This window comes from Algoriphagus halophilus, assembly GCF_900129785.1.
Taxonomy (GTDB): domain Bacteria; phylum Bacteroidota; class Bacteroidia; order Cytophagales; family Cyclobacteriaceae; genus Algoriphagus; species Algoriphagus halophilus.
The window spans coordinates 62,801-80,457 of record NZ_FSRC01000003.1; the positions used below are offsets into that span (position 1 = coordinate 62,801).

At 39.9% G+C, this 17,657-nt stretch carries 17 protein-coding genes; 12 read left to right on the forward strand and 5 right to left on the reverse strand.

The features are described 5' to 3' along the window. The first annotated feature begins 7 nt into the window (after positions 1-7). The 8 genes from BUR11_RS17070 to BUR11_RS17105 all read left to right on the forward strand — a co-directional run bounded on the left by BUR11_RS17070 (position 8) and on the right by BUR11_RS17105 (position 7,331). A complete protein-coding gene (locus BUR11_RS17070) occupies positions 8-784 on the forward strand; it encodes an enoyl-CoA hydratase/isomerase family protein (protein ID WP_074226592.1) in 777 nt (258 codons plus the stop codon). Then, positions 785-2,707, forward strand: coding sequence for a RecQ family ATP-dependent DNA helicase (locus BUR11_RS17075; protein WP_074226238.1), 1,923 nt, complete (start codon positions 785-787; stop codon positions 2,705-2,707). It abuts the gene before it with no gap. Beyond that, a complete protein-coding gene (locus BUR11_RS17080; RefSeq protein WP_074226239.1) occupies positions 2,700-3,302 on the forward strand; it encodes a hypothetical protein in 603 nt (200 codons plus the stop codon). The genes BUR11_RS17075 and BUR11_RS17080 overlap by 8 nt, the downstream gene beginning before the upstream one ends. After that, complete coding sequence (locus BUR11_RS17085) at positions 3,295-3,846, forward strand: NUDIX hydrolase (RefSeq protein ID WP_074226240.1); 552 nt, start codon at positions 3,295-3,297, stop codon at positions 3,844-3,846. The genes BUR11_RS17080 and BUR11_RS17085 overlap by 8 nt, the downstream gene beginning before the upstream one ends. Continuing rightward, positions 3,846-4,277, forward strand: coding sequence for an acyl-CoA thioesterase (locus tag BUR11_RS17090; protein ID WP_074226241.1), 432 nt, complete (start codon positions 3,846-3,848; stop codon positions 4,275-4,277). Before BUR11_RS17085 ends, BUR11_RS17090 begins: the two co-directional genes overlap by 1 nt. Positions 4,278-4,324: 47 nt before the next feature. Next, complete coding sequence (locus tag BUR11_RS17095; protein ID WP_234982189.1) at positions 4,325-5,032, forward strand: tetratricopeptide repeat protein; 708 nt, start codon at positions 4,325-4,327, stop codon at positions 5,030-5,032. A 1-nt stretch (position 5,033) separates the two neighbouring features. Beyond that, positions 5,034-5,999, forward strand: a complete 966-nt coding sequence (locus BUR11_RS17100) for an L-threonylcarbamoyladenylate synthase (RefSeq protein ID WP_074226242.1) — start codon at positions 5,034-5,036, stop codon at positions 5,997-5,999. A 132-nt stretch (positions 6,000-6,131) separates the two neighbouring features. Beyond that, positions 6,132-7,331, forward strand: a complete 1,200-nt coding sequence (locus BUR11_RS17105) for a phosphoglycerate kinase (RefSeq protein WP_074226243.1) — start codon at positions 6,132-6,134, stop codon at positions 7,329-7,331. Positions 7,332-7,405: 74 nt separating this feature from the next. Here BUR11_RS17105 and BUR11_RS17110 read toward each other — a convergent pair whose 3' ends face one another. Continuing rightward, complete coding sequence (locus BUR11_RS17110; RefSeq protein WP_074226244.1) at positions 7,406-8,263, reverse strand: endonuclease/exonuclease/phosphatase family protein; 858 nt, start codon at positions 8,261-8,263, stop codon at positions 7,406-7,408. Between the two features lie 63 nt (positions 8,264-8,326). Between BUR11_RS17110 and BUR11_RS17115 the strand changes: the two genes are divergently transcribed. Continuing rightward, positions 8,327-9,220, forward strand: a complete 894-nt coding sequence (locus BUR11_RS17115) for a flavin reductase family protein (protein ID WP_074226245.1) — start codon at positions 8,327-8,329, stop codon at positions 9,218-9,220. Positions 9,221-9,248: 28 nt separating this feature from the next. Here BUR11_RS17115 and sppA read toward each other — a convergent pair whose 3' ends face one another. After that, the gene (gene sppA / locus BUR11_RS17120; RefSeq protein WP_074226246.1) at positions 9,249-11,015 is read right to left on the reverse strand and encodes a signal peptide peptidase SppA; all 1,767 of its coding nucleotides are present in this window, start codon (positions 11,013-11,015) and stop codon (positions 9,249-9,251) included. A gap of 71 nt (positions 11,016-11,086) precedes the next feature. Here sppA and folK point away from each other — a divergent pair, with 71 nt between their 5' ends. The 3 genes from folK to BUR11_RS17135 all read left to right on the forward strand — a co-directional run bounded on the left by folK (position 11,087) and on the right by BUR11_RS17135 (position 13,376). Continuing rightward, positions 11,087-11,566 carry a 2-amino-4-hydroxy-6-hydroxymethyldihydropteridine diphosphokinase gene (folK, locus tag BUR11_RS17125; RefSeq protein WP_074226247.1) on the forward strand — a complete coding sequence of 160 codons (480 nt, stop codon included), beginning with the start codon at positions 11,087-11,089 and terminating at the stop codon, positions 11,564-11,566. Between the two features lie 198 nt (positions 11,567-11,764). Continuing rightward, on the forward strand, positions 11,765-12,298 hold the full coding sequence (locus tag BUR11_RS17130; RefSeq protein WP_143186059.1) for a hypothetical protein: 534 nt from the start codon (positions 11,765-11,767) through the stop codon (positions 12,296-12,298). Continuing rightward, a complete protein-coding gene (locus tag BUR11_RS17135; RefSeq protein ID WP_074226249.1) occupies positions 12,261-13,376 on the forward strand; it encodes a hypothetical protein in 1,116 nt (371 codons plus the stop codon). Before BUR11_RS17130 ends, BUR11_RS17135 begins: the two co-directional genes overlap by 38 nt. Positions 13,377-13,457: 81 nt before the next feature. On the opposite strand, the gene fabD is transcribed toward BUR11_RS17135, so the two are convergent. The 3 genes from fabD to BUR11_RS17150 are packed head-to-tail and all read right to left on the reverse strand — an operon-like array spanning position 13,458 to position 17,605. Next, a complete protein-coding gene (gene fabD / locus BUR11_RS17140; protein ID WP_074226250.1) occupies positions 13,458-14,333 on the reverse strand; it encodes an ACP S-malonyltransferase in 876 nt (291 codons plus the stop codon). Positions 14,334-14,387: 54 nt separating this feature from the next. Further along, the gene (locus tag BUR11_RS17145) at positions 14,388-14,828 is read right to left on the reverse strand and encodes a thiol-disulfide oxidoreductase DCC family protein (protein ID WP_074226251.1); all 441 of its coding nucleotides are present in this window, start codon (positions 14,826-14,828) and stop codon (positions 14,388-14,390) included. Next, a complete protein-coding gene (locus BUR11_RS17150; protein ID WP_074226252.1) occupies positions 14,825-17,605 on the reverse strand; it encodes a T9SS type B sorting domain-containing protein in 2,781 nt (926 codons plus the stop codon). Before BUR11_RS17150 ends, BUR11_RS17145 begins: the two co-directional genes overlap by 4 nt. Positions 17,606-17,657 lie beyond the last annotated feature (52 nt).

Consider the following 17,657-nt stretch of genomic DNA (forward strand, 5'->3'; position numbering starts at 1 on the left):
TAGCTACATGACCCACGCTGTATTAACCCGAGTCGAGAATCGGATCGGTTTTATAAAACTAAATAGACCCGAAAAGCGAAATGCTTTAAGTCCTGAATTGATTTCTGGCTTGCATCAGGCTTTTGTGGAGATGGATCAGCGTGAAGATGTCAAAGTAATTATTCTGGAAGCAGTGGGGAAAGCATTCTGCGCTGGAGCTGATCTAGCCTACCTTCAGGATCTGCAAAGTTATTCATATGTGAAAAACTTGGAAGATAGCAATCATTTAAAGGAATTACTGACCTTGATTTATACCATGCCAAAAATTGTGATTGCCAATATCCAAGGGCATGCATTGGCTGGTGGCTGCGGATTGGTGACCGTTTGTGATTTTGCTTTTTCAGTTCCCAATGCACTTTTTGGTTATACAGAGGTAAGAATAGGCTTTGTTCCTGCTTTGGTTTCGGTATTTCTTGCTGAACAGATTGGCATGGCCAAAACTCAAGAACTTTTACTTTCCGGTGAACTTATTTCCGCTGCAAAGGCAGCTGAATTGGGATTAATTACAGAAGTTTGCCATGATGAATTTTTGCAAAAAGGAGTGATGGATTTTGCCAACAAACTCATTGATCAAAATTCGGGCTTTTCCATGGCTGCAACCAAGACCTTACTTCGATCTATCAATCGGGATAAACGGGAGAAAGCCTTGTTAAACGCCTCCGAAGTCAATGCAAAAGCAAGGTCCCATGAGGATTGCATCAAAGGGATATCATCCTTTTTGAATAAGAACAACCCAGACTGGTAATTGGAAAAACGTAGCAAGGAAATACTTCATAAGGTCTTTGGATTCGAAGATTTTCGACCCGTTCAGAAGGACGTTATCAATTCAGTTTTGTCCCAGCATGATACGTTGGCTTTGCTGCCTACAGGGGGAGGAAAATCCCTGTGTTATCAAATACCTGGCTTGGTAAATGAAGGTATTTGCTTGGTGATCAGTCCTCTGATTGCTTTGATGAAAGATCAGGTAGATGCCTTGAAAGCAAAAGGTGTCAAAGCAGCAGCGATATTTTCCGGTATGAGTTACCGAGAGATTGACAATACCTTAGATAACTGCATTTATGGAGATTTTAAATTTTTATATGTTTCTCCAGAACGCCTTAAAGTGGATTTATTTATTGAGCGATTCAAGCAAATGCCAGTAAATCTTATTGCAGTAGATGAGGCGCATTGTATTTCTCAATGGGGCTATGATTTCAGACCCCAGTACCTGGAAATTGGAGAAATAAGAAAACATCATCCTGAGGTTCCCATATTAGCTTTGACGGCATCGGCAACGCCAAAAGTATGTGAGGATATCAAGGATAAACTGTTGATGAAAAACGAGCAGGAATTTCATCAAAGTTTTGCCCGTGAAAATCTAAGTTTTAGCGTTCGCCTTGTTGAAAATAAATTTGAAAAAGGTGTGGAGGTCCTCCAAAGGGTAGCAGGGTCGGCGATTTGGTATGTGAGAAACAGGCAGGCCACACATCAGATATCTAATTCCTTATTGAAACTGGGAATTCCCGCATCTCCCTATCATGCAGGTATGCCCATGGCGGATCGTAATGCTGTACAGGCTTCTTGGATGGCAGACAAGACTCGGGTGATAGTTAGTACTAATGCCTTTGGGATGGGGATTGATAAACCCAATGTTCGAATGGTAATCCATACTGATCTTCCTGAAAATATTGAGAATTATTACCAGGAAGCTGGGAGAGCTGGCAGGGATGGAGAAAAATCTTTTGCAGTATTGGTAAGCAATGAACAGGATTTTGAAGCCCTAATGGATAGAGCGGCTTTAGTCTATCCTCCCATAGATTTTATCAAACGAGTCTACCAATGCCTGGCAAATTATTACAAGCTTGCGGTAGGGAGTAATATGTTCAGCAGTTTTGATTTCGTTTACCATGAATTTGCCCATAATTATGATTTGGGTGTTTTAGAGACCTTTTATGCGCTCAAGGTATTGGAGGAAGAAGGCTTTATTTCCTTGAACGAAAGTTTTTATGCCCCTTCCAGAATACATTTCCTGGTGGATCCGGCCAGACTTTATGAAGTTCAAATTGCCTATGCGAATTTGGACCCCGTGGTAAAGGTCCTGCTTAGAACCTATGGGGGGAATCTCTTTTCAGAATACCTATCTATTCAAGAGGCAAAACTGGCAAAAACGCTTGAAATACGGGAAATTGATGTCATCACTCGCTTAAGGAAATTGGCAGAACTGGAGGTGATGGATTATGATCAAAGAAAAGACAAACCTCAATTGACTTTTTTGACTCCAAGATACGATGCTGGGAAATTACCTTTAAACTTTAAGCGCATTGAGGATAGAAGAGCATTGACCTTGAACCATGCCCAACAAATCATTGCCTATGCTCACCAGGATTCTTTTTGTAGAAGTCAGTTTATTCAGGAGTACTTTGGAGAGCGTACAGATCGAGAATGTGGAATCTGTGATTGGTGTATTAAAAACCGAAAATCTAAAGATCTGGCCTCCAATGAAGAGAAACTGGAAAGAAGAGTCATTGAAACTATTATAGAGTTCGGAGGGTTAAATGAAAGTCAGTTATTGGCAAAACTTCAGCTTCCCGCTTCCCCAGAATTGTTTTCGATCATTCGAAAATTAGAGGATTCAGGAAAGATCTCTTCCACTTCCTCAGGTAAATACGTAATTTCAAACTATGGGTAATTTCTTCGACGATTTGTTAAAAAAGGTTTTTCAGTCTTCTGAAGAAATGCCGGTTAACCATAAAGAAAATTTCATCATTAAAGAAAATGAGCTTCGGGAAGCTTTAGAATGGTCGCAGCGTGAGGATGGAAGGGAGTTTATGGAATTAATCAATAAGAATTACCATTTCAAAAAGGCTCAGATTAATAAGAATCCCCAAGTCCACATATTAGAGTCACCTTATGCAAATGGAATTGCGATAAGTTATGATTTGCCTTTTGATACAAAATCTTTTTCACTGCTTTTCTTGGCTTTTAGCCAACGTGTTTTAGCTTTGGGTTACCGGCAAGTGAGTTTAGACCGGAAGTTTGAAGAAATAAACGACCAAGTGAAAATCACGGAGAAGTTTTATTTCAAGCCACCGTTAAAATCATCAGATGATGGAGAGTTAATCTCTCAGTTATTTGGTAACATTACCCTAGAAAAAATAAGTATCGATAATACACCAAGTTTCATTAAGCTTTTGGTGACCATTTATTCAGATCGACTTTACAAAGACCCAAAACCTTTTGATCAATTTCTGGATTTACTATTTGAGGTAGACTACAATGGATAGAACGTTATTAAAAAGTCAGCTGGAAAAGTATAGAACTCCTTATGAAGAGGAATCAGCATTCATCAATTCATTTATTGAGTTGACAGAGGATCCTTTGGCCTATAAGAGAGAAAGGTTGGAGGGGCATTTCACTGCTTCTGCTTGGGTGGTCAATAGAAGAAGAACACATACCTTGCTGACTCTGCATAGAAAACTTGGAAGATGGCTCCAATTGGGAGGTCATGCAGACGGTGATGAAAATTTAATAGAGGTCGCCTTGAAAGAGGCCAAAGAGGAAAGTGGATTAAAGTCATTGGAACTGGTAGATTCTACGATTTTTGATTTGGATAAACATATTATTCCGGAGCGTCCACATGTACCCGAACATTTCCACTATGACGTGAGGTATATTTTGGAGGCAGATATCAATGAACCTTTACAGATCAGTGACGAAAGTATCTCCCTTGCTTGGATTACCTTTGATTCTGTTGTCGATATGATTGGGTATAATCCTTCAATCCTTAGAATGTTGGAAAAAACCAGTAAATCTGAGATTGTACTTTAATGCCTAAAGTAGAAGTTTCGGATATTATCGGTGAATTTCATTTCTCCATTCCTATACAAATTCGTTTCTCTGATATCGATGGATATCAGCATGTGAATAATGGAATTTATTTCAATTATTTTGAACATTCCAGAGCTGCTTTTTTGATGGATTCCTGTGGTTGGAATGTCATGGAGGTAGGAACTGTCGTGGCGCATGTGGGGATAGATTACTATCGTCCCATTCATTTGAGTGATCAAATCAGAGCCTATGTGAAATGTGTCAAAATAGGTAATACTTCCTTTGATTTAGTGCAATATATTATCGGAGTGACTTCGGATGATCAAGAGGTGGTGTTTTCCAAGAGTAACTGCACCCTCGTATCGGTGGAGATGAATACGATGAAACCAGTACCTATCCCATCCATCTACAGAAGTAAACTTGAAGGCTAGACAGCTTTCCACCTAGAGATTTCCTATCTTTGCCGAAAAAATTACCTGTGAAAAGAATTTTAAGTGTTTGCCTTTTGGCATTTGGAATAGCCAGCTGCAGTCCTAGTGAAGAAGAATTGTTTCAAGCTGGCATTGAAAAAATGGACCAGCAAGCTTGGGCAGAAGCGATTGTATATTTTGATCGTACCCTAGCGCAAAATCCTGAAAATGCCTCGGCCTTGAACGCAAAAGGGGTGGCTCTTTTTCAGCAAGGCAAATACGAAGAGTCTATCCCAGTATTTACAGCTTCCATTGAAGCAGACAGTTCATTATATAAACCTTGGTTCAACCGTGCTAATGCCAGTTTCGAACTTGGTAAATTCAAAGAGTCATTGGCCGATTATAACATGGCAAATGGCTTAGACCAATCCCAAACAGATATTTATTATAACCGCGGACTTGCCTTATTAGGTTTGGAGCAATATGAAGATGCGTTGCTGGATTTTGACGCAGCATTGCAAGTGAATCCAAACCAACCTTTGGTGTATTTCAACAGAGCAAAAGCTCAAATCGGAAATAATGATCCAGCAGGTGCCATGGAATCTTTGACCAATGCGGTCAACCTAGATCCAAGAAATGGGGCAGCATTTTACCTTTTGGGCGTCACACGCATGAGTGCCACAGGTGAAAAGGAAGAAGGTTGTGCTGATTTGAAAATGGCTTTAAGCCTTGGTTATTCAGAGGCTAAAACTTGGATTGACGATTTTTGCGAGTAAAATGGCGATCATTGGTCAGGACATAGCGCAAGCAAAAAGCTTCCTCGAAAAAGGTGAATTGGTAGCAATACCTACTGAAACAGTGTATGGCCTTGCAGGGAATGCCTTAAATGCTTCTGCGGTGGCTTTGATTTTTGAAACGAAAAACCGCCCAAGTTTCGACCCTTTGATCATCCACACATCTTCTTTGGAAAGAGTAGGAGATTTTGTGGAGTCTATTCCTAAACCCCTGTATCAATTAGCTCAGACTTTCTGGCCAGGTCCTTTGACCTTATTGCTTCCAAGAAAATCACTGATTCCTGATCTGGTTACTTCCGGTATGGAAAGAGTGGCCGTGAGAGTTCCCCAACATCCCCTGACCCAGAAATTGTTGGCGGCATTGGATTTTCCTTTAGCTGCACCTAGCGCTAATCCTTTTGGATATATTTCACCTACCACTGCCAAGCATGTGGAAGCTCAATTGGGAGCAAAGATTCCATATATATTGGATGGTGGAAGTTGTGAAGTGGGCTTAGAAAGTACCATTGTAGGGATGGAAGGAGATCATGTAATCGTGTACCGATTGGGAGGATTGGATGTGGCCGAAATAGAAGAAGTAGTAGGTTCTGTATCTATCAAAAGTCACAGTAGTTCGAATCCTCAAGCTCCTGGACTTTTAGAAAGCCATTATGCCCCAAGAAAGCCGTTTATTTTGGGTGACTTAGATTCCTTGGTACCTCATTATAAAGCCCAAAATGTCGAATTTGCAGTGCTAAGTTTGTCCCGGGAAATTGAGCAAGTAAAGCCAGAGCATCAGATTCAATTGAGTGAGAAGGGAGATTTAAAAGAAGCTGCTCAGGGCTTGTTTGCCAGTATGAGAAAGTTAGATGAGCTGGATGTGGAACTGATCTTGGCTGAGGAAATGCCTGCTCAAGGACTTGGAAATGCCATCAATGATCGTCTAAAAAGGGCCGCTGCAAAGGGTTGATTATTACTTTTTCTTTATCAAATCAAATTCAAATGCCCAGAAAGGAGGTATTTGATCTAATCTTTAATAAATTCACTTTCTTTTTGAAGACAATAGATTTTATAAAATCAAGATACCTATACATACCTACTTATGAATCCTAGAATCAAAAATGTAGATAACCTTAGCTTTGAAGGGAAAAAAGCACTCGTTCGAGTTGATTTTAATGTGCCATTGGATGATCATTTTCATGTGTCTGATGATACCAGAATTCAAGCAGCTCTACCCACGATCGAAAAGATTTTGAACGATGGAGGATCTGCAATTCTAATGTCCCACTTAGGAAGACCAAAGTCTGGACCTGAGGATAAATTTTCTTTGAAACACATTGTTCTCACCTTAGAAAAAGCTCTGGGTAGACCTGTGAAATTTGCAGCAGATTGTATCGGTCAGGAAGCAGAATTACTTTCTGAGTCTTTGAAGCCAGGCGAGGTTTTACTTTTGGAGAACTTGAGATTCTATAAAGAGGAAGAAAAAGGAGATCCTGAATTTGCCAAAAAATTGGCTAGACTAGGAGATATTTATGTAAATGATGCATTTGGAACAGCCCATAGAGCGCATGCATCTACTTCTATTATTGCGCAGTTTTTTACGGATAAGGTTTGTGGATACTTGATGCTTTCTGAATTGAAGAATGCGGATAAAGTACTCGGTAATCCTGAAAGACCTTATACTGCCATCATGGGAGGAGCCAAAATTGCTGATAAGATTTTGATCATTGAGCAGCTTTTGGAAAAAGTAAATAACCTGATCATCGGTGGAGGTATGTCTTATACATTTGCGAAAGCGCAAGGTGGATCTATTGGTGATTCCTTACAGGAGCCTGATAAAATGGATTTTGTTCTTGAATTGATGGATAAAGCCAAAGCAAAAGGCGTGAATCTTTACCTACCTGTGGATACGGTGATTTCCAAGGCATTTGCTAATGATGCGGAGCAGGGTTTAGCAGTAAGTGGAGAAATTCCTGACGGATGGATGGGCTTGGACATTGGACCAAAAACCAGAGAGTTATTTGCAGAGGTGATCATGGGTTCCAAAACTATTTTATGGAATGGTCCTATGGGCGTGTTCGAAATGGACTCATTTGATAAAGGTACCAAAGCAATTGCTGAAGCAGTGGTAGAAGCAACTAAAGCAGGTGCCTATTCTCTGATTGGTGGAGGTGACTCTGCTGCTGCCGTCAATAAGTTCGGTTATGGAGAAGAGGTATCTTTTGTGTCAACAGGTGGTGGTGCATTACTGGAGCATATGGAAGGAAAAATTCTTCCTGGGGTAGCGGCATTAGAACCTTAATAAATACTGCTAGAAAGATATAGGGCTGTTTACACAAGTAGACAGCCCTTTTTTAATAGAGAAGTTTTTAATCGTTAAAACTCTACTTCTACTAATACCGGGAAATGGTCTGAAGGGTACTTTTTTCCATAATTATCTGATAAAATGCCATGTCTAAGAACCGTTAGGTCACCTTTTACAAAAATATGATCGATAATTCCATCTGGCATTTTCTCCCAATCAAATCCAGTGAATGTTCCAGCTGGTCCATGGGAAGGAATCTTTGAAATTAATCGTGCATCTTTCCAGCCTTCTTGATTGGTGATGGTAGAATAGGCAGCATTTTCAGGAGTTACATTAAAATCTCCCATTAAGATCACTGGAAGATTTTCGGTATTCATTTTTTCCACCGTGGAAATTACCAGTTTACTACTTTCTTCTCTAGCCTGCTGCCCTATATGGTCATAATGGATGTTGAAAATGTAGAATTCCTTTCCGTTTCCATCTTCAAATTTCCCCCAGGTACAAATTCTGTTGAGTGCCGCATCCCAACCTTTGCTTGGTTTTTCTGGAGTAGGAGACAACCAAAATGTGCCATTTTCTAACAGTTTGAATTTTTCTGGGTTATACAAAATGGCTGTAAATTCACCCTTTTCAGTTCCATCATCCCTGCCAACTCCAATGTATGAAAAGGCTAGACTATTGGCCAAATCTGTTACCTGATGATGAAGCCCTTCTTGAATTCCAACAAGTTCGATTTGATGGAATTGGATCAGACTTTTGATAGGAGGTAATCGGTCTGCCCAAAGGTTACCAATGTCATTTTGGTTGGCATATCGGATATTAAAAGTGGCAAAGTTATGAGTTTGTGCCTGGATTGAAGTTTGAATCAAAAAGGAACAGTTGACCAGTACTAAGGCAAATAATGTAAATTTAAACAGGGTTGATTTCATGAAAGGTGAACTTAATCTTTAGAAAAATATTTTAGATTTAAAATTGCGTTCTAATTTAAGAATATGAAAACCATCTATCCCAATGACCTCGCACCTGTGGAATTTCATGCCCTCCTCCAAGGAAGTATAGCTCCCAGGCCGATTGCTTTTGTAAGTACCGTAGATTTAAAAGGAAATGTAAACTTAAGTCCCTTTAGTTTCTTTAACCTTTTTAGCACTAATCCTCCCATATTGATTTTTTCCCCTTCAAGAAGGGTAAGGGATAATACCACCAAACATACCTTGGAGAATGTAAAAGAGGTCCCAGAAGTGGTCATTCATGTAGTCGGTTTCAATTTGGTGGAGCAAATGTCACTAGCCAGTACAGAGTATGAAAAGGGAGTCAATGAATTTGTGAAGGCAGGTTTGACAGAAATGCCATCTGCCAAGGTAAAGCCACCCCGGGTAAAAGAGGCGCCGATTGCCTTCGAATGTAAAGTCAATGAGGTAAAGCCTTTGGGAGAAGTAGGAGGATCAGGGAACCTGGTAATCTGCGAAGTGATGGTTACTCATATTTCAGAGGATATCTTGGACGAGTTAGGAAGAATTGATCCCCATAAATTAGATGCTGTGGCGAGGTTAGGAGGGAATTGGTATTCCAGAGCAAGTGGAGATTCCTTATTTCAGATTCCAAAACCTTTGAGAACCAAGGGAATTGGAATAGATCAAATCCCTGATGAAATAAAGAACAGTTCTATACTCACAGGAAATAACTTAGGTAGATTAGGGAATGTAGAACAATTGCCAACCCAGGAGGAGGTGGAGGCCTATTCTTCTCGTCCTGAAATCCAGGAAATTCGGCTTAGGTTTGTCAATGATGAAGAATCATGGCTTGACCATATTCACCTGTTGGCTCAGGAAAAATTGTGGCTAGGGGAGATGGAAGAAGCCTGGAAAATTTTACTTCAGAAGAGATGAAAAAAGCGGCTTGAAAAAGCCGCTTTCTTTATTTAATGATGTATTCCAAAGGCATCCGTACCTGAATCCCTTGATAATTTTTCAGTTTTTGAGCTTGCTGATACAAGGTAAAGTTTTCACCCAACTCAGACTTTAGCATTTTTAGCTTCACGTTTTCTCCAAAATCACTCATCAATTGCTCAAACCAAGGTTTCTTTTGAGGATAATAGACCACTCGGTAATCATCACCTGCATTGATCCGCTGTGCAGCTAATTCGATGGTATCATCTAAGCCTCCTAAGACATCCACCAACCCTCTTTCAATGGCTTGGTTTCCTGTCCAAACTCTTCCAGAAGCGACCGCCTTAACGTCTTCCGGGTTCATTCCTCTGCCTTCAGCAACTTTTGAAATAAAAGTCTCATATCCTTTCTCTACACTTGTCTGAACAATCTTCCGCTCAACTTCAGTTAGATCACGAGTAGGGTTCATAAAGTCAGAAAGCTCACCAGTTTCGACTACATCGGTCGTGATTCCAAGTTTGTCATTTAGGAGTTCTTTGGTATTGAACCATAAACCAAAAATTCCAATCGAACCAGTGATGGTGTTAGGTTGAGCGACAATAGTATCGGCAGGAGCCGAAATGTAATAGCCTCCTGAGGCAGCTACCTCACCCATAGAAACGTAGACTGGTTTCACTCTTTTTGCCTCTACCATCTCTCTCCAGATAACCTCTGAAGCCAGAACAGATCCTCCAGGCGAGTTTACTCTCAATACGATGGCTTTGATATTGTCATCTTTCCTTGCCTTTCGGATTTCCTTGGCAAATTTATCTGAACTGATCACTCCTTCTGCATCTCCACTGACGATCTCGCCTTCAGCCAAGATCACCGCAATTCTATTTCTGGAAGTAATGTTTTTAGATTTGACAGTGGTGTTTAATTTGGTGGCGTTGATGGTAGAAATATTATCATCCTCAGATAAACCCAATTTCTCTCTCAATTTGGCATGGATTTCATCTTCATATGCCAAATCAGTGATCAAGTTATAAGTAACGGCATCTTCAGGCTCACGAACGAGCATGAGGTTGTTTGTTTTGGTTAAAGAATCCAAATTGATGCCTCTGGAATCTGCAATGCCTTTTAATGCATTCGCATTGATGTCGGACAAAAATGCTTGAGTCTGAAGCCTGTTTTCATCAGACATTTTCTTTAAAATGAAAGGTTCTACAGCACTCTTGAATTCACCTACTCTAAATACTTCAGGCTTAATTCCTACTTTTTCAAATAAGCCCGTAAAAAACAACACATCAGAGGAATAGCCATTAAAATCAATTCCTCCCATAGGGTTTAGGTAAATTTCATCCGCTACGGATGCTAGGTAATAACCTCCTTCGGTGTACACTTCGTCATAGGCCAAAATAAATTTTCCAGAAGTTTTAAAATCTTCAAATGCTTCTCGAAGTTCTAAAAGGTTGGCTTGTCCAGCGAGCACGAATCCAGTGTTTAGGTAAATCCCTTTGATGCTTGGATTGGTCTTTGCTTCTTCAATTGCCTTTTTAAGGTTGACCAGGCCCGCCGTATTTGGTTGGCCAAATACAGATCCAAAAATCGGAATATCTAAATCGTCCTCACTAGTACGCTCTACAATGGTTCTGCCGTTGAGATTAAGATGAAGAATAGTGTTTTCTTTCACTGTCACCTCCTCGTTTCCCGAGGCGGCAATCATGCCGATAATCCCGAAAGAAACAAGAATGCTTAAAACACTGAATATAATTAGACCCACAATTACTGCGAGTACATTACCTAAGAATCTCATATTTAGATTAAGTTAAGATGCGAAAATAACCTATTTTGGCGAATGATAATAAGTAGAATCATACGAATGACATGAAGTCAAAGGTTACTTTAATTTTAGGAGGAAATAGAGGGGATCGGGAGTTATTGTTAAATGCAGCAGTTAAATCTATAACGGACAGGAATACACTTTTGTTGAATTCTTCTGTTTATGAAACGGAAGCATGGGGAGGAATCGCCGAAGGGCCGTTTCTAAATCAGGTGATTCAAGTCAAATCCTCGTTTGATCCCATGACTTTTTTAGGATTCATTCAGAAAATTGAAATTGATTTAGGAAGAAGGAGAGACGAACATTGGGGCGACCGCACCATGGATATTGATGTGTTATTTTGGAACGACCGGATCATAGACACTCCGGAACTTAAAATACCTCATCCTTATATGTTCCAAAGGAAGTTCGTATTGGTGCCGCTGGCTGAAATTCTACCGGAATTTGTCCATCCGGTTCTAGGGAAAAGTACTTTGGAACTTTTGAAGGAATGTCAAGACCAAAGTGAGGTTAGAAAGGTTTAGAGTTCTTTATGTATAAAGGCGCATTTCGGAAAGTGGAGAATTGAATCACTGTAGATTTCTCTAACTAAAGACAAATGATCCGGAGGCATCTTGAAAGATTTTTGGGGATTGTTTTTTTAGGTTTATTTGCGTCCATATTAAATGATATATTTAACGATGTTTTCTGTTAGATTTACAATAGTCCTGATTTTTGTTTTAATGATTCCTTTCATTCTCAGGACGTTAAGCTATAGATTGGAGCCTTATCCAGCATTACTTTTTCCTGGGGGGGAGGGGATGGTTTCTGTTCCATTAGATTCAGCTATCACTAATTACCAATTTACAGAACTACATGGCTACCGAGAGGGAATCGGATGGGAGAAAATAGATGAGTTTGAACTTATAAAACCTGTTCCCCAACATTACCTCAGAAATATATTAAAACACAATATTGATCTGTTTGAAGATGAGGGAGCTCAACCTAAATCGAAGTCAACTTCAAAAGAGAAAGGGATTAAGTCAAAACTGTCTCCGATTTTGAAATTTTTACTGAGAAATCAAGAAAAGGAACTCTCGGAAAAAGATAGAAGAAATTCTACAGAATGGTTTGCAGGTAAGTTAAGAGCTCAGGGCTTTGAGCCATATAGGATTAAAATGGTGGATGTTGAGATCCTGTCCTACCCAAATGATGAGAAATTTGAAAAGATAATCACCGATGAAAAGATTATTAATCTTGGCGGAGACCTTAAATAAGGCTTTTTGGGATAGGGTAAGGATATCTACTGAGGTGTCCCAAGTGTCTTTATGGTTGTTGAGACCGATTGTAGGCGTCTATCTTTTGGTTATTTCCTTGCCTTATTTTTCTTGGATAGGAGAGGTTCCAAATGTCTTTTTTTATCCGCCATTGTTGAGTTTGCCCAATTTGTTAAATGGCTTTCCTCCAGCCTGGTTCTTTTTTTGGATTGATATTCTGATCGGTATTTCTATTATACTGTTAATCCTTGGTGTTCGGACAAAGTGGGCAACAAGAGCCTTGGTACTTTTACTCTTTACAGGATTTAATTTTCAATTTTCTATGGGGAAAATTGATCATACCATATTTCTGTTGATTTTTTTGAGTGGTATGTCTTTCGCTGGCTGGGGCTCTGGATTCGCTCTCATCCCTGATAAGCCCGTTCCGAAAATTAATGTACAAAGATGCATGGCGCTTTTGGCTGTTTTGCTTTGTTTCGGGATGTTTACTGCTGGATCGATCAAAGCCGTGAATTGGATAGATTTTGATCCCTCAAGAAATGGATTCCTTCGTTGGTATTATTCCTCTATTTATGTCAAGCATTCAGATCTATTTTTTTCAGGTTCGTTAAATGCTTTGCCGTATGCGTGGCTTGATGCCTTTGACTGGGGAGGAGTGCTTTTCGAGCTATCCGCATTTGTATTACTTTTGGCTGGAAGGAAATTCTGGAAATTCTGGTTGTTAGCTGCCTGCACCTTTCATCTATTTAATCTACTGATTTTGAATATTTCCTTTTCGTCGAATTTTATCTTTTATCTGGCTTTTCTGGATTTTGGGAAATATTATGATTGGATTAAAAAACAATTCTCCAAGCCAATTATCGTATGGATTTCATCTGCCTTTCTATTAATACTTGTATACTTTAGATTTGCCTATATTTTGGATATTCCCCATTTCAACTTGCTTGAATTCTTAAAAAAAGACAAGCTTTTCATGTACGTTGTTCTAGTTGTTTGGGCATCTGGAGTAGGAATTTTTGCTTACTCACTTTGGAGGGATTTAAAACTCGCCAAGAAAAATTACATACAGAATAAATAGAGTAGAGTTACTGCTTAAATCCATAAAAAAAGGTCTAAGCCGTAAAGCGTAGACCTTTTGATTTAACTAAGAATTTTCAGATTAAACCCCAGAAACCTCAGCTTCTGCATGTATTTTCTTGACCAATCCTTGGAGTACTTTTCCTGGGCCACATTCCACAAATTCGGTTGCGCCATCTTTCACCATATTTTGTACAGATTGAGTCCATTTAACAGGTGCAGTAAGTTGAGCAATTAGATTTGCTTTGATTTCTGCAACATCACTGACTGCTTTAGTACTTACATTTTGGTATACAGGGCAGATAGGAGTATTGAATTGAGTTGCTTCAATTGCCTTTTTCAATTTTTCACTAGCTGGCTCCATCAATGGAGAATGGAAAGCTCCACCAACCGGTAGTGGTAATGCTCGTTTTGCTCCCGCCTCTTTCATTTTCTCACAAGCGATTTCAATCCCTTTGTTGGAACCAGAAATCACCAATTGACCAGGACAGTTATAGTTGGCAGGTACCACGATTTCATCCGTAATTCCTGCACAGATTTCTTCTACTTTTTCGTCAGCCAAGCCCAAAATCGCAGCCATGGTAGATGGATTGATCTCACAGGCTTCCTGCATCGCCAATGCTCTTTGATACACCAATTTCAAGCCATCTTCAAATGCTAAGGTCCCATTTGCAACCAAGGCAGAAAACTCTCCTAGGGAATGTCCAGCTACCATGTGCGGAGCAAAATCAGGAGTGGTTTTAGCCAGTACTACTGAGTGAAGAAAAATAGCAGGTTGGGTGACTTTTGTTTGCTTGAGCTCTTCAGCTGTTCCGTCAAACATGATGTCTGTTATTCTAAAGCCTAAAATGTCATTGGCTTGCTCAAACAATGCTTTTGCTTGTGAATTTTCCTCGTAAAGGGCTTTTCCCATTCCGGGAAATTGGGCGCCTTGGCCCGGAAAAACAAATGCTTTCATTCAATTGGATTTTGTTGTTGGGGCAAATATAAGGCTTTTCGACCAGCAGATGGTTTAGACTTTGGCAGAGAGATAGTCAGGAAGATTTTCTTCTGTTAAGAATTTTTGTCGTTCCTCTTTGGTAGGAAGTCTACAGGTAGATTTTTTGCCAAACCATTTGTATCTGTTGTTACCTATCCAGTCATAAATGAAATCTCTAAAACTTTCCGGTAGTATGACCAAAGGGTGCAAAAGAGGCCAAAGCCCTGAAAGATTTTTTGCGATTTTTAGGGCAGCAGTACTTTTATAATAAATTTGATCTGATTCAAGAAGGACAATAGAATCTAGGTAGTTTTTATCCACCTCGAATCGCTCAAGAATCCTTTTACTGGTTTCATCTTGCAACGCTCCCACTAAGAAGTGATCCTTTTTGTCTCTTTGGATTACAAAATCAATGGAAGTATTACACAAGTTGCATACCCCATCAAAGAATATGATGGATTGCTTTTGACTCATCGTAGTAGTTGTATTGTTCCTTTTAAACTTTCAGTTTGTTGGCTAGGGTCTAGTACATCATAAGTAACCGTACCAGAATAATAGTAAGTACCTGCTGGAAGTTCATTTCCATTCTTATCTCTTCCATCCCATCTGATGAAAATGTCATTTTCATTGGATTCAAGGCTGTTGTAAGAGAATACTTCAGCACCCCATCTATTGACAATGAATATTTCCACTCCAATCACGAATCGTGGACACTCAGAGAATGGATTATCAAATGCCATAAAGGTTTCATTCAGACCATCTCCATTTGGAGTAAATGCATTTGGAAGATTATAAGAAGGACAATTTTCTACACATACAATATTACTTGGTTCACTTTCATTACCAGATCGGTCCACTGCGGTGATGTAATAACAACCTCTGTAGGTAGTCAGCTGGCTGATTCGAGTTTGTAATTCCAATGCTGAAATTTCTTTAATCAGGGTAAACTCACTGTCTTCCCCATCAGAAGTGTAATACAATCTATATCCACTCAACTCATCGTCACATTCTCCACTGAAGTCAGGCTCCCAACTTAAATCGTGGTAGAAAGTGGACGTGTTACATGGTTGCTCTGCCAAGTACTCCTCACAGAGAGGTCCCTCAAAAGTCAATACTGGAGGACATGGCAATCTGTTGTCATCAGGTTTGGCACAAACGATTTGTGACTTGTTTTCTAATGGGTAAACCAAACCATCTACATTGTAAGAGCCTTTGGTAATGACATAATAGCAATACTCAATCTCTCTTTCCAATGGAACACCATTAAAGCTTCCATCGTCTAAGTAGGTAAAGCCATCCTGAGTGACATCCACTTCTGCTATTTTCACAAAGGTGTCCACGTCTTCAGAAGCAGCGTCTGTTCTATTCCTATACACTTCATGGGTAAATTGTTGCACTGAATTATTCCACGGAACTTGGAATTCCCAATTCAGTTCAATCGCTTCATTAATAATGGTCGGTTGCAACCAAACAGAAGATGCTTTAGAAGAGGTGTCAATTTTGGTATCACGGTCCAACAGGATCACCTCGTAGTTATAGACCAAATTTTCGGTATTCAACCCTGTATCTGTAAACAAGGTGTCCGAAGTGATTCCAAGAGAAATTTGATCTTGGTCGCCGTCAAATCCAGTATTTCGGAGCAATTCATAGGTAAATGGTCCTGGATAGATAGTTCGGTCTATGTCATATGGCGGTGTCCATTTTACAAAGATTTCTCCATCAGAAGGATCGGTGTTTTCTACACTGACATTGGTGATGATCGGTACATCCACATCCACCGTAATACAGATTTCTTCAGAAACTACACTTTCTCCAGATCTAGGTGATGGGAATGCTGCTACCAATCTATAACAATAGGTATTGCCCGGATCTAAGCCTTCAGAACCATTAAGATCCGTGAAGCTGAAGGTAGACATATCAGTAATTCCTACCAATTCATAACCTGGACGGATGCCTGTTTCACAGCTGTCTGGCTCGTATGGGTCAGAGTTAATTCTTCTCCAAACCTGCATTTCACTGGCTGAATTCGAGCAAGTATAAGGGTCCCAAGTAAGTTCAGCAGTCCTGCCTGCCTGTTGTTCGATGTCGTCAAAAACCGGCGGTGGACCAATCACTTTAATTCTCCAAGTCTGAATGTCTACCAAGCTAGGGCCTGAAGCTGGCTGATCAGAAATACGGACACGTACATCATATTCCCTTGCTCTAACATGGTTGCAGACTGTCTGCCAATTGAAATTTACGATTCCTGGGCTAGGCTGGTAATCGCCATCATCTGGAGAGTAGGTAGCCGGTGAGGTTGTAATTTCTATAGGTTCTCCATAAACATCAATTCTGATTGGGTCCCCATCCGGATCGGAACCTTGAATAATCTCTTCAATCAAAGTTCCTGCTTCCACACAGATATCTGGAGGTAATATTAATTCAGGTCTTCGGTTATCCGAATTCTCGATAATGATCTGCATATCGCGGATCACATAGCCAATCTGCACCCATTCTCCATCCAGTTTCCGAAATTCCTTGATTTTAAAAGCCACATTAAACTGCCCTGCTGTACCAGGGGCATCCCAAATTAGATCTCCAAAAATCGGATCTAATGTTAAGAAAGCGGGAGTGCTTCCGTCCTGCTGATTAAAGCTAAATTCTGAAGATGCAGGACTTCTATAGTTATTTACAGGGCGTTGAAATGCCTGCTTTGGAATATCCATTTCATAGGCCAAACTGTCTCCATCTGGATCATACGCACCAGGATTATGGATGTATCTGGAATTGATGGCTCCATTATCTACAGGAGGTATGGTCAAAACCGGTGAATTATTGACTCCGATAAATGGGTCAATTGTAATTTGAGTTTCTACATAAAAAGGAGTGTCCACGGAATTATCCATATTCAGGGTACGGTCATTTCTATTAAATTCCTGAAAACGGATATTATAGACACCAGGACCTTGGTAGGTATGAGTGATTACGAACGTGTTTTTTTCAATTTGATCTCCTAGACTTTCTACCAAAGAAAAATCACTTTCGGTATTGAGTTGTTCGTCACGCCCATCTCCAAAATTGATATTTCCAGGACCAAAAACGACACTGGAACGGGTATCTGTATACCCTACAACAATAATCCTGTAGGTAAGAGTTTGGACGGAAATTCTTTCAGCGATGATTTCACCTGCTCTGATGTGCGTTGCCCAAGCATTGGACAGACCGAATAGAAAGAATAGTAAAAAAAATCCTAAGGAAAGTTTCAGTTTCATGTTGGTCAATTTGATCGGGTCAATTTGAGATACGTTTTTCTTGTAAACGCGG